Here is a 24,505-nt window from a genome sequence, read left to right on the forward strand (position 1 = left end):
ATGCAAGTCGCAGTGCTCGGAGGTTCCGGATTCGTCGGCACCCGGCTGATGGAGAAGTGGCTGCTCGGCGGCACGCACGATGTGCGCGCGATCGTGCGCAGCCCCTCCAGCCTCGCCCGCATGGCGCGCTTCGCGCTGCCGTCGTGGAAAGAGGCGGACATCTTCGACGCGGCCTCGCTGGCCGATGCCGTCCGCGGCTGCGATGCGATGGTGCATGCCATCGTCGGCGATGCCGCGCAGATCGTCGCCGCCGCGCAGGCCGCGGTCCAGGCGTGCAAGACCGCGGGCGTGCGCCGCCTCGTGTATCTCAGCAGCGCCTCGGTGCACGGGCAGAACCCGCCGGCCGGCACCCACGATGCCACGCCGCTCAAGGACGACCAACCCAACGACTACAACAACGCCAAGGTGCGCGCCGAGCGCGTGCTGCGCGAAGCCTCGGGCGTGGAGGTCTGCATCCTGCGGCCCGGCATCGTCTACGGACCGCGCTGCCAGTGGTTCGCCGGACTGCCGCGCGCGCTGCATTCGAAGCAGGCCTTCCTGGTCGAGGGCGGCCATGGCTTGTGCAACCACATCTACGTCGACAACCTGATCCATGCGATCGAACTGGGCCTCAGGCACGCGCGCGCGACCGAGGGCGCCTTCTACGTCGCCGACAGCAGCTGCATGACCTGGCGCGAGTTCTACCAGCCGCTGGTGCAGGCGCTGGGCTTCGACATGTCCGACTTCCGCGAGGTGCCGGCTGCGGGCGTTCCGGCGCGCTCGCTGCGCGAGCGCGTGGCGTGGGCCAAGCAGGTGCCGGCCTCGCGGATGATCCTTCCGATGTTCAGCCGGCGCCTCAAGGATGCGGTCAAGGCCGGCCTGGAGCGCTACACGGCGGCGCCGCTCGCGAGCGGCTTCGTGCTGCCGCAGCCGCCTTCTCCTTCGGCCGACTACGAGATCAGCCAGTTGCACACCTGCGCGACGCGATTGCCGATGGACCGTGCGGTCGAGGTGCTCGGCTATGCGCCGCCGCTCGCTGCCGCCGAAGGGCTGGACCGCAGCGCGCGCTGGCTCGCGGGCCTGTGGGTCACCGCGCCCGCCGCGAAGAAGTGAGGCCGCGGGCGCGGCTGCTTCAGGCCGAGCGGTAGATGCGGCCGATCGCCGCCGCGATCTTCAGCTCGAGCCGGCGCCGCGCGAGGTCGCGGTCCTCCCACACCTTGATCGGCGCGTTCGCGAACTGGTAGTAGGCCTTGGCCGCGAGTCGCGGCGGTTGCCCGCGCAGCGCCTGCCGGATGTGCTTGCCGTGCCACGGCTTGACCGAGCCGATGGCGTGCGAGAGGTAGTAGCCGCCCGGCGCGAAATCCATCGCCTCGGGGCCGGCGGTGTTGAGCGGGGCTTCGTGGACCGTCAAGGCGAAATTGAGCGCATCCTGGTCCGTCGAATGGAAGAGGTCGGCCCCGCCGCCGATCTTGAGCTTCTCGGCGCCGGCGTTGTGGGCGAGCACGAGATCGCACAGCTGCCGCCACAGGTCGAGGAAATCCATGTGCGCACGCGGGATCGCGATGAAGCCGGCGTTGTAGTAGCGCTCGAGCGCGCGCTTGGGCACCACGCCGTGCGGCTCGAAGAAGCGGTTCCACTGCAGCCGCTTCGGATGCCGCGCCGGGAAGCAGCAGTTGACGTCCTCGATCAGCGAGATGCCGTCCTCGGTGAACCAGCCGCAGAACGAGGCCCAGTCGCACTTCATCACGATGTCGGGGTCGATGTACGCCATCACTGCCGCTTCAGGCGCGTGCTTTTCGAGCAGGTCGCGGATGAAGGTGGGCTTGTAGTAGGTGAAATGCACCGGCGTATCGAGGAACATCATGCGCAGCGTGAGCCCAGGGGCGACCTCGAAGCGGCCGGAGCCCGCGTCGTACCCGGCCGCGCCGGTGATCCACGCCGGCAGCTCGCCGCGATAGCCGACCCACAGATCGCCTTGATAGCCCGCCGCGATGAGCGAATTGGCCAGCGCGGCGACACCGTAGTGGTAGTTCTTTTCGAAGAGCGTGCAGAGGCTGATGTTCATTCGGAAGTCGGTCGATCGGCGCGCTGGGGCGGACGCGCCCAAGTGTAAACAAATGTTGTACTTTGCGGCCGGATATTGCCTGTGCCATTCGTCATAGTTCGGCCGCTCAGAGTGCCGAAGCCAAGTCGCGCAGATCGTCCTCGTAGCCTTGCAGGCGCTGCCGGGCCTTGCTGCGCTGCGCGGGCGTCGTCTGGTTGTGCAGCTCGGCGATGTTGCGGCAGCTCTCTTCCTGCAGCGCCAGCCGGCGCTCGCGCGCCGCTCCGGTCGGCTCCGCCACGCGACGCACGAAGGCACGCACCGCGGCCTGCGCTTCGGCAGGGGCGTTCTTCTCGGCCTGCAGGCGCCGAAGCAGCGCCAGGATCTCCTGCTGGCGGGTCTTGCGGTTGGCGTCGATCTCGCGCGGATCGAAGCTGGACTGCGCGACCTGCCGGCGCAGCAGATCGCGCTGCGCCGGATCGAGCTGGCCGTAGAAGTCCTCGCTGCGGTCCAGCAACTGCTCGTAGCGCTTCTCTCGCAGGTCCTTCGGGCTCAGCGCGACCCACTCCTTGCCGTAGTCGGCATTGACCCGCGCGTACTTGCGCTCGAGATGGGCGAGCTGCGCATCGGTGAGGGTCAAGGCCACGTCCGCACCCGCGGACACCGCGCGCTCCGCCAGCGCGAGCAGCCGGGCCTGGATCGACTCGACCAGCTCGCAGGCCTGCGCCGGCGTGACCTCATCGCCCGCCAGCGTGTGCGTCTGCCGCAGCAGGTCGATGAGCTTCGGCAGCTCGTTCTGCCGGTGCCATTCCAGCACTTGCGTGAGCCCGTCGCGCACGCGCGGCGTCTGGGTGCCGTCGAAGTCCATGTAGCTGTCGAGCCACCAGTAGCTCACTTCCGGCAGGTTGTTGTAGGCGAGCTTGATCGCGCTGCAGGCCGCAAGGCCGCCGGCAATGAAACCCGCGATGACCAGCACCCCGATAATTCGCGCCAGCCTTGCGCAACGCATCCGGAAAAGTGGCATGAATCAGACCTCGCAGCAGAATCAGGAACCCATCGACGTCGTCATCATGGCGGCCGGCAAAGGCACGCGCATGAAAAGCAGCATGCCCAAAGTGTTGCATCGATTGGGCGGCCGTGCGCTGGTGGCGCATGTGATCGACACCGCGACGCGCATCGGCGCGCGCAACGTCGTCGTCGTGACCGGCCACGGCGCATCGGAGGTCGAGGCCGCGCTCGAAGGCGCGATGGCGGGCGCGACGCCGAAGTTCGCGCGGCAGGTGCCGCAGCTCGGCACCGGCCATGCGATGCAGCAGGCGGCGCCGCAGCTGCCGGACGACGGCACGGTGGTGGTGCTTTCGGGCGACGTGCCGCTGATCGGCGAGGCCACGCTGCGCGCCCTGGTCGCCCAGAGCGCCGGACGCCGGCTCGCGCTGCTCACCATCCGCACCGCCAACCCCAAGGGCTACGGCCGGATCATTCGAGCCGACGGACATGACGAAGGCGAGGTGCTCGCGATCGTCGAGGAGAAGGACGCGACCCACGCCCAGCGCGCCATCGACGAGATCTACACCGGCGTGATGGCGGTGCCGAGCCGGCTGCTCAAGGCGTGGCTCACGCGCCTGGACAACAAGAACGCGCAGGGCGAGTACTACCTGACCGACGTCGTGGGCTTCGCTTCGGTCGACGGCGTGCCGATCGTCGCGCACCGCACGGACGATGCGATCGAGGTGCTGGGCGTCAATTCGCCCTCGCAGCTGGCCGCGCTCGAACGCGCCTTCCAGCTGCGCCAGGCCGAGGCGCTGATGGCGCAGGGCGTGCGGCTGGCCGACCCGGCGCGCTTCGACCTGCGCGGCACGCTGGCCTGCGAGGCGGACGTGGAGATCGACGTCAACTGCCTCTTCGAGGGCGCGGTGTCGCTCGGCGCGGGCGTCCGCGTGGGCGCGAACTGCGTCATCGCCAACGCGCGCATCGAGACCGGCGCGGTGATCCATCCCTTCACCCACATCGACGGCGAGAAGGCCGGCGTGACGGTGGGCGCGGGCGCGCTCGTCGGGCCGTTCGCGCGGCTGCGTCCGGGCGCGCGGCTCGGGCCCGAGGTGCACATCGGCAACTTCGTCGAGGTCAAGAACTCCACCCTCGCGGCCGGCGCGAAGGCGAACCATCTGGCCTACCTCGGCGATGCGACGGTGGGCGAGCGTGTCAACTACGGCGCCGGCAGCATCACCGCGAACTACGACGGCGCCAACAAGCACCGCACGATCATCGGCGACGACGTGCACGTGGGCAGCAACTGCGTGCTGGTGGCGCCCATCAGCATCGGCGCGGGCGGCACCATCGGCGGCGGCTCGACGGTGACCAAGAGCACCGAGCCGGGGGCGCTGACGATCTCGCGCGCGCGCCAGACGAGCTTCCCCAATTGGCAAAGGCCAAAGAAGGCGCCGAAGAACTGAACGCTGTCAGTCGATCCCGGGCAGCGGCACGCGCGGCGAGAACTTCGCGCGCTTGATGCTGAAGAAGGCCTTCACGTTGCGCACGTTGGCGTCGTTCGTGAAAAGCCGTTGCGCCAGCGCGTGGTAGCCCGGCATGTCGCGCACGGTCACGACCAGCACGAAATCCGGTCCCGGCGACACGCGGTAGCACTGCTGCACCGCGTCCTCGGCCGCCGCGCGCTGCTCGAAGGCGTCGAGCGCCGAGGCGTCCTGCCGGTCCAGCGAGACCTCCACGATCGCGGTCAGCAGCGGCCCGACGCGCCCGGCGTCGAGGATCGCGACCTCGCTTTCGATCCAGCCCGACTCGCGCAGCCGGCGCACCCGGCGCAGGCAGGTCGGCGGGGAAATGTTGAAACGCTCCGCAAGCGCCTGGTTGCTCTGGAAGGCATCGCGCTGCAGCGCGTCCAGAAGACGCAGGTCGGTTTCATCGAGGTTAATTTCTTTCACAAATGTGATTATCGTGAAATAAAAAGGCGTACCGACTTGACAATGAAATCAAGCGTCACCAAGTGGCGAAACGCGATCGATTAATTTCTCTCTGCTGCCCATACGATTCGCCAACTTCCAATCCAGGAGCATCTCTCATGTGTGGCATCGTCGGCGCCGTTTCTGGCCGCAACATCGTTCCCGTTCTCGTGCAGGGCCTGCAGCGCCTCGAATACCGCGGCTATGACTCGTGCGGCGTCGCCGTGCATGCCGGCGGCCTGCAGCGCGCGCGCACCACCTCGCGCGTGGCCGACCTGGTCGCGCAGGTGCAGGGCGAACACATCGAAGGGCTCACCGGCATCGCCCACACGCGCTGGGCCACGCACGGCGCGCCCGCGGTCCACAACGCGCACCCGCACTTCAGCCACGGACCCGGCGCCGATGCCGAAAGGGCGCGGCCCGGCCGCATCGCGCTGGTCCACAACGGCATCATCGAAAACCACGAGACGCTGCGCGAAGCGCTGCAGGCCAAGGGCTATGCCTTCGTGAGCCAGACCGACACCGAAGTCATCGCGCACCTGATCGACAGCCACTACGACGGCGACCTCTTCGACGCCGTGAAGGCGAGCGTCAGGCAGTTGCAGGGCGCCTATGCGATCGCCGCGATCTGCCGCGACGAGCCGCATCGCGTGGTCGGGGCGCGCGCCGGATCGCCGCTGATCCTCGGCGTCGGCAAGGAACAGGGCGAGAACTTCCTCGCCAGCGACGCGATGGCGCTGGCCGGCGTGACGGACCAGATCGTCTATCTCGAAGAAGGCGACGTGGTCGACATCCAGCCCGGCAAGTACTGGATCGTCGATCGCGCGCACAAGCCGGCGACGCGGCCGGTGCGCACCGTGCAGGCGCACAGCGGCGCGGCCGAACTCGGCCCCTACCGCCACTACATGCAGAAGGAAATCTTCGAGCAGCCGCGCGCGATCGCGGACACGCTCGAAGGCGTGGAAGGCATCGTGCCGGAACTGTTCGACGGCATCGGGAGCGACGGCTCGCCCGGTGCCGCCGCATGGCGCGTGTTCAAGGACATCGACAAGGTGCTGATCCTCGCCTGCGGCACCAGCTACTACAGCGGCTGCACCGCCAAGTACTGGCTCGAAGGCATCGCGAAGATCCCGACGCAGGTCGAGATCGCGAGCGAGTACCGCTATCGCGAATCGGTGCCCGATCCCAAGACCCTGGTCGTGACCATCAGCCAGTCGGGCGAGACCGCCGACACGCTGGCCGCGCTCAAGCATGCGCGTTCGCTGGGCATGGAGCACACGCTCACCATCTGCAACGTCGCTACCAGCGCGATGGTGCGCGAGTGCAAGCTGGCCTACATCACGCGCGCGGGCGCGGAGATCGGCGTGGCATCGACCAAGGCCTTCACCACGCAGCTCGCGGGGCTCTTCCTGCTCACGCTCGCGCTGGCGCAATCACGGGGCCGGCTGTCGGACGAGGACGAAGCGCGCTTGCTCAAGGAGATGCGCCACCTGCCGGTGGCGCTGCAATCGGTGCTCGCGCTGGAGCCGCAGATCATCAGCTGGGCCGAGGACTTCGCGCGCAAGGAGAACGCGCTCTTCCTCGGCCGCGGCCTGCACTTCCCGATCGCGCTCGAAGGCGCGCTCAAGCTCAAGGAAGTGACCTACATCCACGCCGAGGCCTATGCGGCCGGCGAGCTCAAGCACGGCCCGCTCGCGCTCGTGACCAGCGAGATGCCGGTGGTCGCGGTCGCACCCAACGACGCGCTGCTCGAAAAGCTCAAGAGCAACCTGCAGGAAGTGCGCGCGCGCGGCGGCGTGCTCTATGTGCTGGCCGATGGCGACACGCGCATCGAGAGCTCCGAAGGCGTGCACGTGATCCGCATGCCCGAGCATTACGGCGCGCTGTCGCCGCTCTTGCACGTGGTGCCGCTGCAATTGCTGGCCTACCACACCGCCTGCGCGCGCGGCACCGACGTGGACAAGCCGCGGAACCTGGCGAAGAGCGTCACGGTCGAGTGAGCTTACTCGCGGATGTTCGCGCGCCTTCAGATTACTAAAGTTGTGGGAATTTTCCCAAGGGAAAGGGGTTCCGAGATCCCAAAATTGAATTGCGGGAACTTTCGACTAAAAAACTAGAAGTTGGTTGGCTTTTTCGGCACACCTTCGGATTCTGGCGGCGACGGCGCGCGTCAAATTCAGCAATGGTTCCCGCTATCGGCCGTGTCCAGCAACTCTTCGCCTTGCGCTGACGACTGATCGCGTCTTCGAGGATCTTGCGGTCGACTCTGCCTGAAATCTAGCGCCGCTTCGAGAACGACAGGTGCCCGTCCAGTTCCCTCAGGCCGCCATCGTCTTGCTCGGCAGGTACGCCGGCGAAATTGTTCACGGGTTCGTCAGGGCCGCTGTCCTGTTCGAACCAAAGCAATGAGAATGTCTCTTCGTAACTGGGATAGTGCTTGGCCAACTCGATGAGGTCGTATCCTTTGGGCCAATCCTGAAACCACACATCCTGCGGAACCGCATCGTCTTCGCCGGACCATTCTTCATCCCGAACAAGGCGTTGCGCAACTGACCCTTGAGGGATCGGTGATTTCGGCACGATCCATGCCCTGAGATCGCGCAACGCCTTGGATCTGGATGCGTGGCGTATCACCCGCGCGTTCATGGTAACGAAAGCACACGGATAGTCGCTAACTGCAGCCAAGCGAGAGGCGCAAGCGGCGAACGAGACCACGTATTGACCTCGAAGGCGCTCGACGAGCTGAAAGGAGGGTGGCTCCTGATCTGCATCGCGTTTGAACGCATCTAGCGGCATCAGCAACTCAGCCGCGAAGATGTCGCATGCGATCTCGTTTTCATCCCGCTTCGCGTACGACCAAGACGGCGTATCGCGGTGGTCGGATTTGAGTTCAAGAACGATATGCGCTACCTCGTGGCAGATGGAGAATCGCTGCCGCTCGAGCCGCTCGCGCTCGTTCACGATGATGACCGACGAACCGTCTCGCTTCGTGAGTGTGTAGCCTGATTCGCCTGGCTCCAGTTCCTCTTTGCGAAGCTTTGCCTGGACCTTCTTGGTATACACGGAGAGATCCTGGGCGATGAGCGACAGGTCCAGGCCTGCCATGAAGCGACGCGCGTGCATGCGGATCTCTGCTTCATCCAACATGGCTACTCTTCGTCCACGTCCTCGAAGGCTCTACGAACTCTGGCTTCGATAGTCGCCATGTCCGGCCGCGCGCCCCCACGGTGCCGCATGCTCGCTCCCATCTCGAACATCTCGGCTCCCAAATCGCTCTGGAGCACGTGCTCGACCCAATCAGGGTTGACTTCGTTCGCTGTCATGTACTGAGCCATTTCCACCTCGCGGGGGGGAGCCTTCAGAACCCTCAAAAGACGAGCGAGAACCTCCGCAGACGGCGACTGCTTTGCGCCTGTCTCCAGCCGATAGATGTATGCGTGGTCAACGTCCGCGAGCTGACCGAGCTCGCGCGTTGACAGGTCTCGGGTCTCCCGCAGCTTTCGCAGGAGCAACCCCAAGCCGGACTGCGCCATGAAATATCCCTTCGAAGAATTCGAACGCGTGTATGATGTTGTCTGTGCAGACAACAGAAGCCAAATTCCCCCGGCAAACCGGCTACAAGGCCTGCTGTGGCGTCGTTGTCTTGATAGACAGCCATCATGCCACGAGGGACCTGCGTGCGCAAGGTCTCTTCGCCTTGCGGCCTTGTATCCCCGCCCCGTCACAAGCTCGGGGTTGGGCAGTTGCTAGCCGCGGTTGCTTTCTACTCGCTCAAAGGAGTTGCCATGCATCGTGACCCCCTCCCGCAGCCCATCAAGCGGAGCCTGTCCGCGGCCGCATCTCCGCATTTCTTTTTCCTGGCGGACGCGATCGCCGTGGCCAACGAGCCAACCCCCAGCCAGCTGGAAGCACTCGAGCGTTCGTACATGGCGACTGGGCAGTTCGTCATGGATTCTCCCGAGTTCAAGGGTCTGGTCTTGCAGGTGCACGCCCAAGGCTCGCGCGCCATCGGAACTCTTGTGCGACCGCGCCGCGAGCGGCCTGAGGGCTTTGACGTCGACATCGTGATCCGCCTGCAGCGTGACGCATTGGTGCGCTTCGGCAACAGCCCAGTTCGGCTAATCAACGAGCTGCACAAGGTGATTGAACGCTACGCCAATGCGCATGGACTAGCTCTGACCCGCTGGGAGCGCTGCGTCACGCTTGAATATGCCGACGGCATGTGTGTGGACCTGACGCCGATCGTTGAGGACGAGAGGTTCAGCATCCCCCATGGCGGGACGCACGCTCGCGTCCCCGACCGCGAACTTCAACTATTCGATCCGACGAATCCGATGGGGCTCGTGCGCACGTTCGATGACGCCGCAAGGGTGCGCGCGAATTTCACCAGGCAACTGATCGTGAAGTCGAGCGCGATGGATTCTGCGGCGGAACTAGTGCAACTGCCCAACGCAGATCAGGTCCAGAGCAGGCTACTGAGCAGGTTGGTGCAGTTGCTCAAGCTCCATCGCAATGTGAAGTTCGGGTCGGCGTTGAACCTGGACCTCTCGCCGCGGTCCGTGTTTGTGACGAGTCTGGCCGCCAGCGCATATGTGATGCGTGCACCCATCGCACACGAGAGTCCCCTCGACTTGCTCTTGGACATCGTCGCAACCATGCCGCTGCTCTTCCGTCGCTGCTCTCTGCCGAGTGGCGGCGAACACTGGGACCTTCCGAACCCTACCGCGCCCGGTGACAACCTCGCCAGCGGCATGAACGCGCCCGGACGCCAAGCTGCATTTCTGCAGTGGCACGCTTCGCTGGTTTCGGACCTTGAGCGTGTGATCGCTTGCATCGAGCGGCGTGCTGGTCAAGATGTGCTGCAGACTCTGGTCGAGCAGAGTTTCGGCAAGCGCGCCGCTCAAGCACTGCAGGCCGCAACGGCCCCGAAGGCAGCGCCGCCCAACCTGCCGGTTACGAGCTTGACGAGCAACATCGGCACTGGTCGGATCGTCTCGGTCGGAACCGCGATCCCCAGCGTGACCGTTGCGGCGCCAACCCGTGCGCATCGATTCTTCGGCGATCAATGACGCGTCGAGATCCGCCGATGCAAATTCCGACTGTCGCTCAGCGCGCGATGGAAATGCGGCAGTTGCAACTTCCAGGATCGCGAGTTAGCTTTCACGGCCGTGAGGCTCACATGGTGGCCAACATCGCGCCGGGGCCGTTTGGCCGGCTCTACACCTGCCTCTTCAAGGTGCGTCCGGGCGCAACCAGCCCCGAGGTCATTGTTCTGCACCCCAATCTGAGCATGTTGGCTGGTGGCGCAAAAATCCCGCACGTTTACAGACACGATGGACCCGGCACGCTTCTGTGCCTGTGGTGGCCAAAGGCGCGCGAATGGCTGCCGCAGATGTCGCTCGCCAACACGTTCGTGCCTTGGACGGCCGAGTGGCTCTACTACTTCGAGCAATGGCTTGCCAGCGGTATCTGGTCGGGCGGTGGGGAGCACCCTGACCCCCGGCCTAAGCGGTGGCAAGGTCCATCCCGGCAACTATCATGATTGGAACCACCGTGAGCCCTGTAGTCACCGAAGCACTGCTCAAGGAAGCCCGGCGCATAGAAGAGGATGCAATCCACTCGGCCAAGCGACAGTTCAACGCTTGCGATTTTTGGGGGCGGCTGCACTACTGGCTCGGCGTCCCGGCAACCCTCCTTGCTGCAGGTGCGAGCACAGCAATTGCCAAGAGCGCGCCGGAACTGGCGCAGGTTCTGGGACTTTTGGCGACGCTGTTCGTCACGCTGCTGACGTTCCTGAAACCGAACGATCGTGCCGTGCAGCACCGAGGGGTTGGGAACCAATACCTGGCGTTGCGCAGCGACGCGCGCATGTTCTGCGAGATCGACTCAGTCGAAAACAAGGACGATACGAAGAAAGTCGAGGCATTACGCCGCCTTGCGCAGCGACGCACGGAGCTGAACGAAATCGCACCTCCAACCTCGAGACGAGCTTTCGAAAAGGCGCGCGAAGGAATCTCTCAAGGAGAAGCTCGGTATCGTGTTGACGAGGTCGAGAAGTGATCGACTGATTCCAGCGATCCGATCAGCCGGCGGATATGCTTGGCAGAAGGGTCCTGCTGCTTCGGCGTGGTGTCGATCACGTGCCTTTCCACTTTCCAGGCGCGCCTCGGCATGGTGTTTGGATTTGGCTCTCCGAAGGGTGCCGGCAAGTGATCTACGCGCTGGCTAAGCTCGCCAAGCCCGAAAAGCGTATGCCGCCTGAGGAGCCCTCACTTACTCGGCCTTCAAGACAGGTTAGGATGGTCCGGCTGCCGGTGTGCTGAGCTCCGCCGCCAGGGCGGTCCTGGAGACAAGCTTCTTGACCAAGGCCGCGAGCCGAGGGGAGTTCGGATCGTTAGAGATCGCGCGGCAGGCGTCAACGAAGTGCTGCGTCGCGGTGCCGAAGTGAACGTCGTAGGTTGCGCGCTGAAGCCGCATCTCGATCATCCGCCGCATGAATCGACGCAGCTTGTCGATTTCCATGCCTCGTATCGCGGCCTCGAAATCCGCAGCAGTGGCCCGCTTCATGGCAACCTCCTGCAGCGTACCCCACCCATTGTCATTGATGATGTCCATGCACGCGTCGACTACCGTCGCGTTCGCTTGGACGCGCGCTTTGGCGGCGTCGAAAGCCGCCTTGATGTCCGGATGGATCGGGTTGTTGAACGGGTTGTCGTCTTCGACATCGTGGTGATCCCCAGCGGCGAAAGCAGCTATCCAGGCGCTGACGATGGCCTGGCCAAGAGCCTGCCCGTCGGTGATCTCGGACAGCGCGTCGAAGAGTTGGGTCACGACATAGGGATCGAGCAATCCGGCGCTGGCAGGAAACTGGCCGGCCTTTACCAGCAAATCGGCGTCGCTCATCCGATGGTCCCAGAACGCCGCATTCAGGAAGTCCCGCGCCGCCTGCCTGACTTGCAGCGCCTCCGTTTCGGCGACGTATCGGTCGATGATGACCTGCACCTGCTCCGCGTCGAACAGCCCCGATTCCAAGAATTCGACAAGCACCTTCTCGAACTCGTCACAGCCGTGGATGCCTAGCTCTTGCATAAGCAAGCGCCAGCGGTCCTCGCGCTTCTCTTGCTCGGTCGGCTCGGCATTCTTGTCCCGGCCGAAATGCATCCAGTCCGGGTTTGCCACGTTCAGGGCGAATTGGAAGTCGGGCCCGTCTGTGATGCCGCGATAGTGGATCGCAGAAAACAGGACGATCGATGGCACCACTCGCGATTGGATCGCCTGGTCCAAGTCTCTGCCGGCTAGGATCTGGTTGGCCAATCCCGCCTTCACCCCAACGCGCTGGACGTATTCCTTGAGCCAACTCAGAGCGGCATACCCGCACTTCCGAGAGGTGACCGACTTCGTGGCTGATCACGTCGCGTGCTCCTCGCGCAGCCGAGGACCCCTCACGATCCCTCCGCTGCATCTATGGGGTCCGCCGGGCGTGGGCAAGACGCGCTTTGCGAGCGACCTGGCCAAGGCCCTGGAGGCGCCCATCCGGCGCCAGTCGATGGAGAACGCCCAGACCACGTCGCTTTTGCTCGGCACGGAGCGACATTGGAGCAACGCGGCGCCAGGCATCGTCTTTGAGGAGATTGTTCTCGGGGACTTCGCCAACCCCGTATTTCTGATCGATGAAATCGACAAGGCCCCGCGCGGTGGCCAGTATGACCCTGTTGCGCCACTACATTCGCTGCTGGAGCCCCTAACTGCCACGAAGGTCCGTGACGCATCATTGGATATGGAGTTCGATGCGAGTCTGGCCATCTACATCGCGACCTCGAACGACCCTCACAAGGTGCCGTCCACCCTGCTATCGCGATTCAGGCAATTCGAGATTCGATCGCCCCGAGGAGAGGATGCTCTGCAGGTCGCAAGAGTTGTCGTGTCTACGGCGATTGAGCAGAGAGCAGTACCAGGATTCGCAGTGCCTGATCGTGCACTGGCGCACAAGTTGGCCCACCTGACCGCTCGAGAAATTTCGCAAGCTGTGCACGATGCCGTGGCGCGAGCGGCCGGCGCGGGACGCTCGAAACTGGTCGAAAGCGATTTCCCGGCTGAAGTTCTCGGAGTCGATCGGCGACCGCTCCTCCATTAGTAGAAGCGAGCGCCGCACGGCCCGAGGATTCCGACGTGCGGTGAACTGGGCTAGGCTAGGGAAAAACCGTTCAAGGGCCGCCAGTCCCCGGTGGGCCGAAGAGATAGACAATGGAGGCAGCCCAGAAGTGGCGCATTGTCCAACTGGGCGCGACCCCCGCCTGCTTGTAGAGCTGGCCGGGGGTCACGGGCACACCTTGCTGCGCTTTTTCCCTCATTAGCCATGAAAGAACGCGAAGACGATAGTGAGTGGTCGACTCATACAGTCTCCCTTGACCCTGCGGATTTCGACTGATCAGATTGAGGATCCTGCTCTGGATCACGCCAACCGAGGCCGCGGCACGTTCAAGGGTGAACTTTATGGGGCGGCCGGGTTTCGCGAACCAGGCCGCCATTGCCTTCATGATCGAATCTCGGAGTGCTGCATCGCGTGCAACGGTGATTTGTCTGCGTTGACCTGAGCTCCGACGACCAGAAACCGCGGCCAGCATCCACTCGCGATCTCGATAGTATGCCCTGGCGTATGCTTGCCGACGTTGATGCTCTGAAGAGCCAGTAAGGATGGCTTCGCGATCCTCGCTTACTGCAGGTATCTTCAGCTCACGTCGGCGAGGCGCCAGTCGCCTCTCAAGCCAAACACGATCGTTCAAGACAAGAAACCAAAAGAGGTACCTCGATTTCACTTTCAATCGATACCAACAAACGCGTTCACCGGCCCGACTCATTGCGAGCACAATTTTTCGCGCCTGAGAGACACTTTCGATCTTGTAGGGTGCCTTTTCGCAGGCATTACTGTCTGTCTCGAAGTGACTGATTGCCTGCTGCACGCTATCGTGCGTGAAACCGAGAGCCACCAGGCAAGCGCAGAGAGTCGGCATGGTCTCCTGGTGTAAGAACACTCGGCTAGGTACCGGATCGGCTGTACTGCGGCGCCAATCCTTGAGGAAGGGCCCAAACTTCTTGAGTACCACTTCCTCCACAGTCGTTTTTCGCTCACGGCAGATCCGCCTGATCAGAGCGACTACCTCCCCGGCGGGCCTCGGATCGTACGTGGAGTAAAGGCAGTCGTGCTCGAACACCGCAAGCCTGTAGATGGGTGACATGCGAATTAGCGGCAGATTAGTGTGACGGGTCAGCTCGTAATCACAGCTCTCGCAACGCGTCGGCACTCGCACAAAGTCGGCCCTTGGCACTAGGACTCTATTGCAACCGGGGCATCGGTGAATCAGCCTCACCCCGTGCATGTGACATACCAGAGATCCAGGAAGTTGATGACTTCGGCGAACGATTGGGACACCCGCTGGGCTGCTATGGTCCTGTAGAAGGCAGATAGGACAGATCCTGAGCTCCAACCGCGGATGAGACACGGACAAGATGGTCTCCAAGCTAGCGGGAAGTTGGGAGAGGGCTCCGACCTGCGTCCTGGGAACCTGACGCTGTGTATAGAAGCAAGCCCAATAAGGCTTTGTGCTCAGGTGGCGAATCATGTCCCTGAATCCGTGAGCGCGAGAGTGAAGGTGGCTCACCCTGAGGGTGGGGGTCGATTCGAGGGGGTTTGATCAGGGGCATGACCGATGTGGCGCGTTTAATGCTGCTGTTGCAAGACACAGCACCCGAGTCAACCTCCAATGCGCCCCTTCATCGTCAAGCAACTCGACTACGACCTCACGCCCGTGGCGGGGTTGGCCCTGGTGGGACACCACCTGAAGCGACTCGCCCCGGTGTTCAGGCACATCGACACCGCGCTGCGCGTCGTCGGCGGCGTGGCCAACAGCGACATCCTGCGCAGCTACGTCGGGCTGCTGGTGCAGGGCAAGAGCGATTTCGATGCGATCGAGAACTTCCGCGGTGATGCGTTCTTCAAGCAGGCACTGGGCATCAAACTGCTGCCTTCGAGCCCGACGCTGCGCCAGCGCATGGATGCCCGCGCGGGCGACCTGTTTGACTTCATGCCGCCGCTGATCGAGACACTGCTGGCTGGCGCGCGCCCGGACTACGGCGTGCTGCCTTGCGGCTGGGTGGCGCTGGATGTCGATACGTTCGCCATGGACAACGGCGGCACCGCCAAGGACGGCGTGGGGCGCACCTATGCCGGGGTCGATGGCTACTGTCCGCTGGCGGCCTATCTGGGCTCGCACGGGTTCTGCCTGGAGTTGGCGCTGCGCCCGGGCGTGCAGCACTCGGCGTCGGAGACACAATTCAACTTCGAGCGCGTGATCCCGATGGCGCAGCGCCTGAGTGCGGCGGGCCCGAAGGCGCCGATCCTGGCGCGCCTGGATTCTGGCTTCGACTCGGCGGCGCTGATGCGCGTCATCGAGTCCTATAACCATGCCGGCCAGCCGCAGGTGGACTGGCTGATCAAATGGAATCCGCGCACCACCCACGTGGTGGCGCTGGCCGAGCGACTCGATGCCGACGCAGCCACGCTCTGGGAGCATCCGCGCGCGGGCAAGCGCGTGACAGTGTGGGAGGAATCGCTGTCCATCGAAGGCATCGAGCGGCCGCTGCGCCGCGTGCTGCGCCTGACCGAGCGCACCATCGATGCGAAGGGGCAGCTGTTGATCGAACCCAAGTTCACGCTGGACGGCTGGAGCACGAGCCTGGAGGCCAGACAGTTCGATGCGAAGACCGTCATCGCCCTGTACGCCGACCACGGCACGCACGAGCAGTTCCATTCCGAGTTCAAGACCGACCTCGACCTGGAGCGGCTGCCCTCGGGCAAGTTCGATACCAACTACCTGGTGTGCGAACTCGCGGCGCTGGCCATGAACATCCTGCGCCTGATGGGCCAGGCCGGGCTGCACGGGCCGAATGCGCCAGTGCGTCACGCGGCCAAGCGCCGGCGCATCAAGACGGTGATGCAGGAGCTCATCTACCGCGCCGGTCGTCTCATCGAGCATGGCCGGCGCGTCATCCTCGGCCTGGGGGCCAACGATCGCGCGGCCAGCGCCTTCGAGCGATTGCACTGGCAACTTGCCGGCACCGGCGGCTGAAGGCAGTCCAGGCGCCAGCACAACATCCAGTACCTCGCCGGCGGCCCCACGTCGCGCAGCGCGCACAAGCGTGCAACGGCGCACGGAAATCGCCCCTGTGCGCACGGTTGCAGAGCATCTCTGGGCGTTCAGTACGGAACGAAGAGGCTGCAATTGAGCCATGCGGTCACTGGACATCCGCTGCGCACCCATTAAGGGCGAATTGGCAGGGCAATTGAACCGGATCGGCATACAGGGGTCACGGATTCAGGATGTCGTCAAGACTGATCTCCAGTTTCTCCGCTAGAGCGATCCATGTCGGGCTCAAATTGACGATGTCCATGATCTGGCCGTGACAAAGGTTCCTCGAGAACCCGAGCCATCTCAAAAACGCATACTTGGAGGACACCCCGTTCTCTCCCGCCAAGCGAGAAAAGTAGTTGCCCGCGAGTTCGTCTGCATCCCACTCGACCATCGACGGGAAGGGGAGCATGCGTCTATCCTTTTCTTTCGCGTTCGACCTCGCCGTCCGCGGGAGCTTGGCGCAGCCCGGCCAGTTTGAGCGCCTTCCACTGCGCGAAGAACCCGTCGGAACCGACCAAACTTGCGGCCGCTTGCGCATAGCGCTGCTTCTGGAACGACCCGACGCTTTCAGAACAGGTCCGCAGTGCTTCCCTGGTCTTCGGAAGGCGATAGAGATGCGCTCGTATCGAGGTCTGAGCTCCTGTCCCCCGAAGCAATGCCGAGGCGGATACCCTTTTCCTCGGCGATCGCCCGCGCTGATCGTCGCTCAGTGCGGCAATTCGACGGGCGTAGTTCTCGTCGCGTTTGTCCCAATCAATCCTGGCCTGCCGCAACTTTCGACCGACCGGCAGGGCGGCGCGCCCACGATTCGCCGTCAACCAGTCACGGTCGTGACGGTAGAGCCACGCATAGGCGGCGCCGTCCAGGACACGACGTTGCCTGAAAGAAGAGGCCCGCAGGCCCGTGCTGACCCACCTTTTGCGATAGGCGACCACTTCCTCATCGGACACTTTCATGGGATGCGAAGCCAGACCAGCTGTCTCGGATCGGATCCGATACACCGAACTCAATGAAACGTGTGCTTCTTGCGCCACTTGTGCAGGTGGGACCCCCGTGGCAAGCCGCTTCCGGACGATGGCTAGGCGATCGGGTGTCAGTGTCTTGCGCCGTTCCGAAATAGGAAGACCGAGCGCGCGTCTACGCTTGACCACTGTCGTCACGGAAATGCCGAGTTCAATCGCCGCCACCCGACAACTGACGTCGCAGTTGGCAACGTCGACGGGTGGCACTGGATCGAGGATCTCCTCAGTCCTCGGCGAGATGTTGCTGAGGTCGGGGCCTTGGGCCTCCTTCGCCGCAGCTGCATATGCAGCAAACGAATCGAAGAGGAGGTTAATGAGGACGATGTGCGTCAAAGGATGGCATAGCCTTTCGCGATCGCGAAGCAGCCCGTAAAGCCATCCCAGGACAGATCCCGTGCGTTGGGAGATTCGCTCCCCAACCGACCACCCGCGAAATCCGTCGTTTGATTCCAGGATGAGCGAGGAAAGTTCCGCCCACCGAACCCTCCCGGAAGTGCTGCAAAGGCCCAGCTCCCGCAGCCTGGCCCTATAAGTGGCGACGCATAGGTCGCCAGTCAGTGAGCGGTCCTCTGACCAGAGCGCATCGCCCGAGGTCACGGAAAACCGAGTGAGCGAGCTGAGGGACGAACGCGTGACGATGGCGAGAGTGCCCGCGAGTGGCGGAAGACGCAAAGCGCTTCGCTCGCTGTCCTTGCTCTGCATGAAGTGCTCGATGAGGGGCATCCGGTGGATCGGGCAGACCACGACGCCCGGCAGCATGTGGGACCGGTGCCAGTAGAGCACGCCATTGATGTCCCATGACAGCCGGTCGCATTCGATGCATGAACGAAACATCGCGCTGGCGGAGAAGCGGTGAGCGACCAAGCCGAGCCAGGTCTTCAATGAGCTTCCGGGGCCGCAAGACGCGCGCCGAACAAGCTCCTTCCAACGTTCCGCGGGCATGAAGGACCGGTGGTAGGGATACTGAGTCGTCTTCTCGATCACCTCGTCGACCGTTGGATACGGGCTGACCTCAGGCCAGCGGTCGAGCATCGAGTCGAGCCTTGAGGGGAGGTCGGCACTGGAGACAGCTTTCATGTCCCCAAAGACCTCATGCAAAAAACGCCGGCTCGAGCCCGCGCAGCAGTTGTGGGCGTTCACACGTCCGAGATGGCTGTAGAGCGTCTCGTCCTTCTGGTGCAGAGGCGTGAAGGGGAGGGGGCCTCTTGGAGCCATGGCAGCCGACGGACTAGAAGGAAGGTTTGACCGAAGGAAGGCCCCTGGCTTTCCGCTGGGGCGTCTTGGAGGTCGCTGGCCCTTTGGTGGCACTTTCCGGTGTTGCCTTTCTTTTCCCTCTGGTCGGAATGCCGGCCTTGTGTTCCCCTCGCGCCGGGGCGTCTGGCCGCTCCTGTTGCTCGTTGTCCTTCTCTTCCAGTTCTTCGAACTCGGGCTCGCCTGCAGCACTCTCCGTGGTCTCACGCGCCCACCCAAGTTGGTCGAGCAATTCCATCAAGCCGCTCTTGGGAACCAGATCGTCGAACTTCTGAAGATCAGTTGCCTTTCCTGAAAGCAGTGCTTTGATGGCAGGCTTGAGAAGGATCATGTCCGTTTCGAAGACCCTCTCGAACGACGATACGTCCAGTGTCTCCCGTTCGCCGATCTCTTGCCTCTGTGCCAAAGCAAAGCTCAGCAAGGTGAACGCCGGGTTGCCGCCACTGCAGGCATGCCACGCATCGAGAATGTCTTCTGTCAGAGGACCGGGATGCTTGACGTTTTGGTAGCGCCACACGGCCGTAGCGAGCGCAATCCATTGCGGATCGTGTCGGGTCATGACAGGAAACCTGCTCATCCCTCCTGTGGTCAGCTTCCGGATATTACGCACGCTCCTTGCCATTACGGGCTCCAACGCGGGCGTCGCCGACAGAAGCAGGGATACGCCTGCGATTTCGAGCAGGTAACTGAAGAGGTCCAAGACCATCTCGGCCTGTTTTCCCCTAACGGCTCTTAGATTCTGAACGTCATCGATGAAGATCAAGCCGAGACCCACGGCCTTGACCACTTTACGGATCAGCAAGGTCATCAGCGGAATCGTTCGCAGAGCCTTGGCTTCCCTGGCGTAGTGCGTGTTTCCCAGAACCATGTCGATCGTTTCGAAAAATTGGATGCAAAAGCCCATCAGTGATCCGTTGTTCAAGACTGACATGGGGATCACCGGGATCTGCCTGCGCCGGAACGGCTGACCCTTGTACTCCGTATGTTCGATCACACAGCAGTAAGGTGCCAGCACCCCGCCGCCAAGCGTTGTCTTACCGCTCCCGCTGACGGCCATGATCAGTTGGCCGAGCGCACTCGATTTGAAAGCAATCGATCGGAATGCCTCCTCGTCATTCAGATCCTTCATCGTGGCGATCATGGTGTCCCGCCGTTGCGTTTCCACCTTGCATGGATTGCGGCTGACGTACGCCTCTCGGATATTGAGGGTCGTGTTGCTGGCAGGTTTTCTGTATTCCGCAAACGGATAGATGATCGATCCAATGCGAGCCAGTTCGGCGATCCGAACAAGCTCGCCTTTGGCTCTGTCCTTCGCAGTGAAGATCGGAGGGAAGTATTCAATGCGGTCCAGGATGTCGTTCTTGGTCTCCTCCATTTGTGGAAGAGCCTCGATGTAAGGGTTGCCGTCGTACCTCTTCACTCCGGTCGGCCTGTACACGGCTGGGATGGAACGGAATTCGATCATGATGACCTCCGTTGGCTCGTCCGGTTGATGATCTTGAGGCGCTCTTGCTTTTCAAGATCCTTCCAGTTCGGGGCGCGGGATTTTGAAGGCGCGGGGCGATCGGGCAGGTCGGTCTTTCGGCCGGTCAATGCTTCCTTCAGTTTGCGGGTCTGGCTGCCCCGCCGCGCCCGGACCTCATCACGACTCGCATGGCGAGCCGGCTGCCTAGCCGGTGCCGGTCTCTTCGCGTTCGTCGAGGCACGCTCTCTCTTGTGGTCGTTCTTCGCCTTGGCCCATAGGAGCGCACCGTGCTTTTCAAGGGCCGCTTCTTCCTCCATCATGGCCCCCCGGGTCTGCTGTCTGTCCGAGTCGATCATCCGCCATAAGGACCACTCACCTGTGGATGTCACGACATGCAGTTCTTCACGGAACGTCTTGTCGAACCTGATCTCCACGCCCTTGGGCTTCGTCGTCGACTCATTTGCCAGTGCGAGTGCCGCCGCATCAACCGGCTCATAGGTCCGCTTCGCGAATCTCACTCTGCTATCAGCAATCGACCCCTTCCCGATAGAAAGCAGCATACGCCTCAGATCCTTCTCCTTAAGGGATGACACGCGTGATCCGGTCATGTGCTCGCACCCCCAGAGATACGCCTGGAGCGGTGTCGGAGGGACACCCGCCCGAATCAATCGGAGATTCCCTTTGAGAGCGCTGTGAGGCCTGTTGTTGTGTTCGTCTACGGCTTTGAGAACGGCCCTGTACACATCCTGGAGAGAGCTGGCGGCAACCCTTCGCGCGCTCTGTGCAACTCGCCTGCTCACCGGATCCATGGGGCGTTCAGCATAAACACCGGGCAACCTTTGCCGGGCCATGTTCCGCTTGAGCTCCCGGATGCTTCGCTCTATCAGTCTGGCGTTCGGGGTCAGGGGCGGCATCGTAAGGGACTCCATGCGCAACTGCCTTACCGATGCGTTGAGGTTGGCGATGGATACAAGCTCGCTTCCTCTGTCATGCGCGAGTGCAGAAGGTATGCGTCCGACAGCCCATCGGCCTTCGTCAACTTCGATTGCCAAGCAACGAAATCGTGCAACGCGCGGAGTGAACGCCAGAAGGAGCACGTACTTGAGTTCCTCCCACGACGGTGCGCCCAAGGTGACATACACGCTCACGATGAACCGACTCCACCGATCGATCATCAAGTAGATCCACGGCCTGTACAGCAGTACGGGCTCGCCGGATGCGTCTTTGCCCACGACGTCAATCCTTCCGCCGGTCGCGTCAACCTCATAGATCTCGCCGGGACCGCTCGCGCGCACTGACGTGCCGGGGTCGTTTCCAGCAAGGGCGGGAATGTTGTCCAGTACCTCCTGCTCGTAGTCGGCGTGGGCTTTGGTGTACATGGCAAACTGGCGTTCCGTGACCGGCAACACGCATCGCTCGTTGATCCAGTCCTCAAAGATTTCAGGATGCCGCTTCTTGAACTCGCGCTTCATGTACTGGTCATGCACGTCTTCAAGGTCGGACTTGCGTTTGGCGGCCCTCTTGGCCGCACGAATCATGTCGCCGACATCGTCATCTCCCACGACGAATGTGTTTTTTCCAAGCGTCGACGCCAACACGGGTTGGCGGGCTCTTCTTCGACGGGGATTGGATGGGTCGGCTCCGGTTGTCGTGCCTGTCCCGGGCTCCGGGCCGGGAACCATGGGCGTCAACCCTTCCAGGATTCGCCCAAAGTAGTAGAAGCGAAGAAGGGTCCGATAGATGGTCGTGAAGCTCATTGCGAGCTCGTCGGCCCGGTTCTTGATCTCCGACTTAAAGCGCGCCCGCGAGAGGTTGCTCTCGACATCAAATTTTTTCACGAGCGGCGCGATCCACTCAAAAAGGACGTCGATGGTCCGCTCAGGTTTCTTCCGCTTCTTGTCCAGCAGCTCCTCTTCGGCGGGTACTGGATGCGTCCTGTAGAACTCATCGGGGAGCTCAACCTTGCAAAGCTCTGCTTTGCGAGCCTTGAGGTCACCTTCAACGCTGAGTCGGCTCATTCGACGAGGCTTTAGGGCGGACCGCGCCCCGGCGGGCGTCGAGTACGCCATCACATACACGCTGGATTTGAAGACGTGTGTAATGCGAAGAGGCCACCCTGTGTGTCGGCCCTTGTAGCGAATCAGCAATCCGACGGCGAGGGTTGTTGTGCCGGCGGGCGTTAAACCGTCCGCCTTCATGGCAAGAGGATCACTGAGTGATCCAGGCTGATGGGTCGCCGCAGGTCGAGCCGGATCAGGTCGGACCATGCGCAGTACCTGAAGAGGCTGAGCCCATCCCGTTGCCGGGCTCTGGATGCGGCCTTTTGCACGAGTTCCTCGAGGGGTGCACCCATCTCAAATGAGCGTTGGAACGCGTCTGCGAAGCGTCTGGCTGTCGCCTCGTTCGGCTCATAGCGATCCACAAACCACTGCCGGATGAATCGCAGACTGCTGAGGAGTTCTGGCGTGAAGTCTCTCGTGTCTACCCATGCCCAGTCGAGCCCGACCTCCAGGCACCACTGATACTCGATGTTGAGGCGCCCAACCACCTTCGGTTTGAGCAGCTCCTTCGGAGGTTTGATGCTTCGTGCGTGAGGAACGATCTTCTTGCCGACGCGCTTGCTGAGGACGAAATCGATGGTGAAGGGACTTGGATTTCGTCCCCGATAAATGTGCTTCACGCCGAACCGCGCACAGAGGCGCATCGTGCTCTGGATGTCCAGAATTGCGTGTTGTTCCTGAATGTCAGCGTTTTCGCGGTTGCGTTCCTCCATGAGAAAGTAGGTAGCTTCTTGGGACGACAAAAAGTGAAAAGGACGGTTGATCCTGATACCTTCAAAGTTCGAACAAGTGCCACGAGATCCGAAGTCGGATGTCTTGATCCATGACTGATAGGCAGCTCCTTCCCCCAAGCCGATTCCTCTCCGGATAGCGGCTTGCAGATACGGGGGATACAGAGAAGGATCGTGGGGCCAGTCCATGACCGTCGGCTGTCAGCGCCCGTCTCCGAGTAAAGTGGAGTTTGCTAGACCAGAGGCGACCAAAGGATTCGCGTCCCGGTAGAAACCGGTGTTCAGCTGGTCTCTGTCGATCCGATCCAGCTGCACCAACGTGCTGTGGGGAGAGGCGAGTCAGCTCAGTGCCCTGCAGCGACACGTACAGCGCTCTTGCGAATCGCTTTCGCGAGGTACCGCATCGCCGCGGCGTGTCCATGGTCCTAGCTTAGTCTTCGGATTTCAAGTTTCAAGAACGCAGTGCCGCGAGGGTGCGCCGGATGGGGGGATCGAGGACCACGGCTCCAGCTGGCGTCATACACGAAGCCGTGGGAAGGTGCAGTGGTACTCGCCTCGAAGAGCGCCTCGACGACCGACAGATGGGCCTGAGCGACCGATCAACCGCGAGGTCACCCGTGACGATCGCGACGTTGCCTCCTACGCCATTCGTGGATATTCCTATCGCAAGTTGAGGTTGGATGGGAACCGCTCTTCAATCCAAGCCTGGTCATCGAAGGTCGCTCCGACCAGAGAACGCTCAAGTTCGCACGGATATTCGCCATGGCGCTGGGTGCGCAGCGCGCGAGTTCGGAAAGTAGCCGCTGGATCGCGCTCAGCGACATCTGCACATCGGACCGCGAGAGCGGACGGCACACGCCGGTCGTGGTGTGCGGCGCGAGGTTTCTTCCTCCCGCTCCGCGAACTCTAGGCGTACTGCCATGATGACAAGGGGTGCCGACTTGTCTTACTGCTACAGTAAGGGTGGACGTAAAGGAGATATCGGATCGTGGCAGTGAACGAGGGTGCACGAGCAATAGGGAAGCGAGCTGTTTCTAAACAGATCTCCGAGGCGGGGCGCGAGCTGTTCGAGCGGTTCGGGTTCGAAGCGACGTCTGTGGACGAGATCGCTTTGTTGGCCGGAATTTCCCCGCGCACCTTTTACCGTTATTTCAGCTCTAAGGAGGAGCTCGTCTTGAGCTGGCTCGACGATCTCGGCCCCGTCGTACGACGACGTCTAATCGAACGCCCAGCTTCCGAACCGATGCTTGAAGCGCTGCGCCGCTGCCTCGACCCGTTCTCGTCATTGACAGGTCAGCAAAAGCGGGAATTTGACTTGGTGGCGCGCCTGTCCCAGGAATCTCCGAGCTTGCACTCTGGGATTCTGCAGCACTGGGAGTACTGGGAGCACGATCTGTCACTCGCTATCGGCATCCGGATGAACGTCGACACCACGCAAGATGATCGTCCGAGCTTCTATGCGGCCTTCACGATGGCCGGACTTCGTGCCGCTTGGCGACGCCGGGCCCTCATTCCTAGGACTAAGCTGGCTACCCACCTTGATCGCTACTTTCTCCTGCGGTCGGGCCCAATTCCTGCGCAGTAAGTCGCCATTCGCCGCGCAGGAAGGGCCTTTCCTTAAGCGAAGTGCCCGCAAAGCGGCCCCAGCCGCGCTTCACCGGGTGGTCGATTCGAAATAGTTCGGCTTGTGCTCGGGGCCAGGGTGACACCGCGTTTGGCTCGCTGCTGGATGGCTGAATGACCAAAGTGGCATTTGCAAGCCGCGTCGGACTTGACACGTGGTAGCCCGTGTTGCTGGCATTGCCCCACT

Annotated in this window: 21 protein-coding genes and 1 pseudogene; 9 read left to right on the top strand and 13 right to left on the bottom strand. The window is 62.6% G+C overall.

What is annotated here, in order from left to right:
- Complete coding sequence (locus VAR608DRAFT_RS19965) at positions 1-1,092, top strand: NAD-dependent epimerase/dehydratase family protein (RefSeq protein ID WP_231973576.1); 1,092 nt, start codon at positions 1-3, stop codon at positions 1,090-1,092.
- Positions 1,093-1,111: 19 nt separating this feature from the next.
- On the opposite strand, the gene VAR608DRAFT_RS19970 is transcribed toward VAR608DRAFT_RS19965, so the two are convergent.
- Both VAR608DRAFT_RS19970 and VAR608DRAFT_RS19975 read right to left on the bottom strand, forming a co-directional pair.
- Positions 1,112-2,044 (bottom strand): hypothetical protein, encoded by a 933-nt coding sequence (locus tag VAR608DRAFT_RS19970; protein WP_088955637.1) that lies wholly within the window; start codon positions 2,042-2,044, stop codon positions 1,112-1,114.
- 106 nt (positions 2,045-2,150) lie between these two features.
- Positions 2,151-3,044 carry a DUF6279 family lipoprotein gene (locus VAR608DRAFT_RS19975; RefSeq protein ID WP_231972901.1) on the bottom strand — a complete coding sequence of 298 codons (894 nt, stop codon included), beginning with the start codon at positions 3,042-3,044 and terminating at the stop codon, positions 2,151-2,153.
- On the opposite strand from VAR608DRAFT_RS19975, the gene glmU reads away from it, so the two are divergent.
- Complete coding sequence (gene glmU / locus VAR608DRAFT_RS19980) at positions 3,043-4,473, top strand: bifunctional UDP-N-acetylglucosamine diphosphorylase/glucosamine-1-phosphate N-acetyltransferase GlmU (RefSeq protein ID WP_088955639.1); 1,431 nt, start codon at positions 3,043-3,045, stop codon at positions 4,471-4,473. The genes VAR608DRAFT_RS19975 and glmU overlap by 2 nt on opposite strands.
- Positions 4,474-4,479: 6 nt before the next feature.
- On the opposite strand, the gene VAR608DRAFT_RS19985 is transcribed toward glmU, so the two are convergent.
- On the bottom strand, positions 4,480-4,959 hold the full coding sequence (locus VAR608DRAFT_RS19985) for an Lrp/AsnC family transcriptional regulator (RefSeq protein ID WP_088955640.1): 480 nt from the start codon (positions 4,957-4,959) through the stop codon (positions 4,480-4,482).
- Between the two features lie 137 nt (positions 4,960-5,096).
- On the opposite strand from VAR608DRAFT_RS19985, the gene glmS reads away from it, so the two are divergent.
- Positions 5,097-6,977, top strand: coding sequence for a glutamine--fructose-6-phosphate transaminase (isomerizing) (gene glmS, locus VAR608DRAFT_RS19990; protein WP_088955641.1), 1,881 nt, complete (start codon positions 5,097-5,099; stop codon positions 6,975-6,977).
- 277 nt (positions 6,978-7,254) lie between these two features.
- On the opposite strand, the gene VAR608DRAFT_RS19995 is transcribed toward glmS, so the two are convergent.
- Together VAR608DRAFT_RS19995 and VAR608DRAFT_RS20000 are read right to left on the bottom strand one after the other, a co-directional pair.
- Positions 7,255-8,124: an ImmA/IrrE family metallo-endopeptidase gene (locus VAR608DRAFT_RS19995; RefSeq protein WP_197700394.1), complete on the bottom strand. Its 870-nt coding sequence runs from the start codon at positions 8,122-8,124 to the stop codon at positions 7,255-7,257.
- A gap of 2 nt (positions 8,125-8,126) precedes the next feature.
- Positions 8,127-8,510: a helix-turn-helix domain-containing protein gene (locus VAR608DRAFT_RS20000; protein ID WP_088955642.1), complete on the bottom strand. Its 384-nt coding sequence runs from the start codon at positions 8,508-8,510 to the stop codon at positions 8,127-8,129.
- Between the two features lie 252 nt (positions 8,511-8,762).
- Between VAR608DRAFT_RS20000 and VAR608DRAFT_RS20005 the strand changes: the two genes are divergently transcribed.
- Genes VAR608DRAFT_RS20005 through VAR608DRAFT_RS20015 form a run of 3 tightly spaced genes read left to right on the top strand, consistent with a single transcriptional unit; the run spans position 8,763 to position 11,037 of the window.
- Positions 8,763-10,046: a nucleotidyltransferase domain-containing protein gene (locus tag VAR608DRAFT_RS20005; RefSeq protein WP_088955643.1), complete on the top strand. Its 1,284-nt coding sequence runs from the start codon at positions 8,763-8,765 to the stop codon at positions 10,044-10,046.
- Between the two features lie 17 nt (positions 10,047-10,063).
- Positions 10,064-10,519 carry a hypothetical protein gene (locus VAR608DRAFT_RS20010; RefSeq protein WP_231972902.1) on the top strand — a complete coding sequence of 152 codons (456 nt, stop codon included), beginning with the start codon at positions 10,064-10,066 and terminating at the stop codon, positions 10,517-10,519.
- A complete protein-coding gene (locus tag VAR608DRAFT_RS20015) occupies positions 10,516-11,037 on the top strand; it encodes an SLATT domain-containing protein (protein ID WP_088955645.1) in 522 nt (173 codons plus the stop codon). The genes VAR608DRAFT_RS20010 and VAR608DRAFT_RS20015 overlap by 4 nt, the downstream gene beginning before the upstream one ends.
- A 234-nt stretch (positions 11,038-11,271) precedes the next feature.
- On the opposite strand, the gene VAR608DRAFT_RS20020 is transcribed toward VAR608DRAFT_RS20015, so the two are convergent.
- The gene (locus tag VAR608DRAFT_RS20020; protein WP_197700395.1) at positions 11,272-12,291 is read right to left on the bottom strand and encodes a hypothetical protein; all 1,020 of its coding nucleotides are present in this window, start codon (positions 12,289-12,291) and stop codon (positions 11,272-11,274) included.
- An 85-nt stretch (positions 12,292-12,376) separates the two neighbouring features.
- Here VAR608DRAFT_RS20020 and VAR608DRAFT_RS20025 point away from each other — a divergent pair, with 85 nt between their 5' ends.
- Positions 12,377-13,111 carry an AAA family ATPase gene (locus VAR608DRAFT_RS20025; protein ID WP_269458486.1) on the top strand — a complete coding sequence of 245 codons (735 nt, stop codon included), beginning with the start codon at positions 12,377-12,379 and terminating at the stop codon, positions 13,109-13,111.
- 70 nt (positions 13,112-13,181) lie between these two features.
- On the opposite strand, the gene VAR608DRAFT_RS37150 is transcribed toward VAR608DRAFT_RS20025, so the two are convergent.
- Together VAR608DRAFT_RS37150 and VAR608DRAFT_RS38575 are read right to left on the bottom strand one after the other, a co-directional pair.
- A complete protein-coding gene (locus VAR608DRAFT_RS37150) occupies positions 13,182-13,988 on the bottom strand; it encodes a hypothetical protein (protein ID WP_157731057.1) in 807 nt (268 codons plus the stop codon).
- A gap of 360 nt (positions 13,989-14,348) precedes the next feature.
- Positions 14,349-14,597, bottom strand: a pseudogene (locus tag VAR608DRAFT_RS38575) (TniQ family protein); the annotation flags it as partial.
- Positions 14,598-14,738: 141 nt separating this feature from the next.
- On the opposite strand from VAR608DRAFT_RS38575, the gene VAR608DRAFT_RS20035 reads away from it, so the two are divergent.
- Entirely contained in the window at positions 14,739-16,103 is a 1,365-nt protein-coding gene (locus VAR608DRAFT_RS20035; RefSeq protein ID WP_088955647.1) for an IS1380 family transposase, read from the top strand.
- Between the two features lie 238 nt (positions 16,104-16,341).
- Here VAR608DRAFT_RS20035 and VAR608DRAFT_RS20040 read toward each other — a convergent pair whose 3' ends face one another.
- From VAR608DRAFT_RS20040 to VAR608DRAFT_RS20060, 5 genes are all read right to left on the bottom strand, one after another.
- Positions 16,342-16,575, bottom strand: coding sequence for a hypothetical protein (locus VAR608DRAFT_RS20040; RefSeq protein ID WP_088955648.1), 234 nt, complete (start codon positions 16,573-16,575; stop codon positions 16,342-16,344).
- A 4-nt stretch (positions 16,576-16,579) separates the two neighbouring features.
- Complete coding sequence (locus tag VAR608DRAFT_RS20045) at positions 16,580-18,403, bottom strand: TnsD family Tn7-like transposition protein (protein WP_088955649.1); 1,824 nt, start codon at positions 18,401-18,403, stop codon at positions 16,580-16,582.
- A gap of 13 nt (positions 18,404-18,416) precedes the next feature.
- Positions 18,417-19,904 carry an ATP-binding protein gene (locus tag VAR608DRAFT_RS20050; RefSeq protein WP_088955650.1) on the bottom strand — a complete coding sequence of 496 codons (1,488 nt, stop codon included), beginning with the start codon at positions 19,902-19,904 and terminating at the stop codon, positions 18,417-18,419.
- Positions 19,901-21,922, bottom strand: a complete 2,022-nt coding sequence (locus VAR608DRAFT_RS20055) for a hypothetical protein (RefSeq protein WP_157731058.1) — start codon at positions 21,920-21,922, stop codon at positions 19,901-19,903. Before VAR608DRAFT_RS20055 ends, VAR608DRAFT_RS20050 begins: the two co-directional genes overlap by 4 nt.
- Before the next feature lie 176 nt (positions 21,923-22,098).
- Positions 22,099-22,884 (bottom strand): TnsA endonuclease N-terminal domain-containing protein, encoded by a 786-nt coding sequence (locus tag VAR608DRAFT_RS20060; protein WP_088955652.1) that lies wholly within the window; start codon positions 22,882-22,884, stop codon positions 22,099-22,101.
- Positions 22,885-23,683: 799 nt separating this feature from the next.
- Between VAR608DRAFT_RS20060 and VAR608DRAFT_RS38060 the strand changes: the two genes are divergently transcribed.
- Entirely contained in the window at positions 23,684-24,280 is a 597-nt protein-coding gene (locus tag VAR608DRAFT_RS38060; RefSeq protein ID WP_157731059.1) for a TetR/AcrR family transcriptional regulator, read from the top strand.
- Positions 24,281-24,505: the final 225 nt, after the last annotated feature.

The sequence above is a fragment of the Variovorax sp. HW608 genome, assembly GCF_900090195.1.
In the GTDB taxonomy this organism is placed as follows: domain Bacteria; phylum Pseudomonadota; class Gammaproteobacteria; order Burkholderiales; family Burkholderiaceae_C; genus Variovorax.

What these genes read in the sequence shown, in the direction of transcription:
- VAR608DRAFT_RS37150 (WP_157731057.1), bottom strand. Translation starts at nt 13,988, where the DNA reads ATGCCGACTCTCTGCGCTTGCCTGGTGGCTCTCGGTTTCACGCACGAT.
- VAR608DRAFT_RS20040 (WP_088955648.1), bottom strand. Translation starts at nt 16,575, where the DNA reads ATGCTCCCCTTCCCGTCGATGGTCGAGTGGGATGCAGACGAACTCGCG.
- VAR608DRAFT_RS19965 (WP_231973576.1), top strand. Translation starts at nt 1, where the DNA reads ATGCAAGTCGCAGTGCTCGGAGGTTCCGGATTCGTCGGCACCCGGCTG.
- VAR608DRAFT_RS20035 (WP_088955647.1), top strand. Translation starts at nt 14,739, where the DNA reads ATGCGCCCCTTCATCGTCAAGCAACTCGACTACGACCTCACGCCCGTG.
- glmU (WP_088955639.1), top strand. Translation starts at nt 3,043, where the DNA reads ATGAATCAGACCTCGCAGCAGAATCAGGAACCCATCGACGTCGTCATC.
- VAR608DRAFT_RS20055 (WP_157731058.1), bottom strand. Translation starts at nt 21,922, where the DNA reads ATGAGCCGACTCAGCGTTGAAGGTGACCTCAAGGCTCGCAAAGCAGAG.
- VAR608DRAFT_RS20015 (WP_088955645.1), top strand. Translation starts at nt 10,516, where the DNA reads ATGATTGGAACCACCGTGAGCCCTGTAGTCACCGAAGCACTGCTCAAG.
- VAR608DRAFT_RS20050 (WP_088955650.1), bottom strand. Translation starts at nt 19,904, where the DNA reads ATGATCGAATTCCGTTCCATCCCAGCCGTGTACAGGCCGACCGGAGTG.
- VAR608DRAFT_RS19970 (WP_088955637.1), bottom strand. Translation starts at nt 2,044, where the DNA reads ATGAACATCAGCCTCTGCACGCTCTTCGAAAAGAACTACCACTACGGT.
- glmS (WP_088955641.1), top strand. Translation starts at nt 5,097, where the DNA reads ATGTGTGGCATCGTCGGCGCCGTTTCTGGCCGCAACATCGTTCCCGTT.
- VAR608DRAFT_RS20045 (WP_088955649.1), bottom strand. Translation starts at nt 18,403, where the DNA reads ATGGCTCCAAGAGGCCCCCTCCCCTTCACGCCTCTGCACCAGAAGGAC.
- VAR608DRAFT_RS20010 (WP_231972902.1), top strand. Translation starts at nt 10,064, where the DNA reads ATGCAAATTCCGACTGTCGCTCAGCGCGCGATGGAAATGCGGCAGTTG.
- VAR608DRAFT_RS19975 (WP_231972901.1), bottom strand. Translation starts at nt 3,044, where the DNA reads ATGCCACTTTTCCGGATGCGTTGCGCAAGGCTGGCGCGAATTATCGGG.
- VAR608DRAFT_RS19995 (WP_197700394.1), bottom strand. Translation starts at nt 8,124, where the DNA reads ATGTTGGATGAAGCAGAGATCCGCATGCACGCGCGTCGCTTCATGGCA.
- VAR608DRAFT_RS20005 (WP_088955643.1), top strand. Translation starts at nt 8,763, where the DNA reads ATGCATCGTGACCCCCTCCCGCAGCCCATCAAGCGGAGCCTGTCCGCG.
- VAR608DRAFT_RS20060 (WP_088955652.1), bottom strand. Translation starts at nt 22,884, where the DNA reads ATGGACTGGCCCCACGATCCTTCTCTGTATCCCCCGTATCTGCAAGCC.
- VAR608DRAFT_RS20000 (WP_088955642.1), bottom strand. Translation starts at nt 8,510, where the DNA reads ATGGCGCAGTCCGGCTTGGGGTTGCTCCTGCGAAAGCTGCGGGAGACC.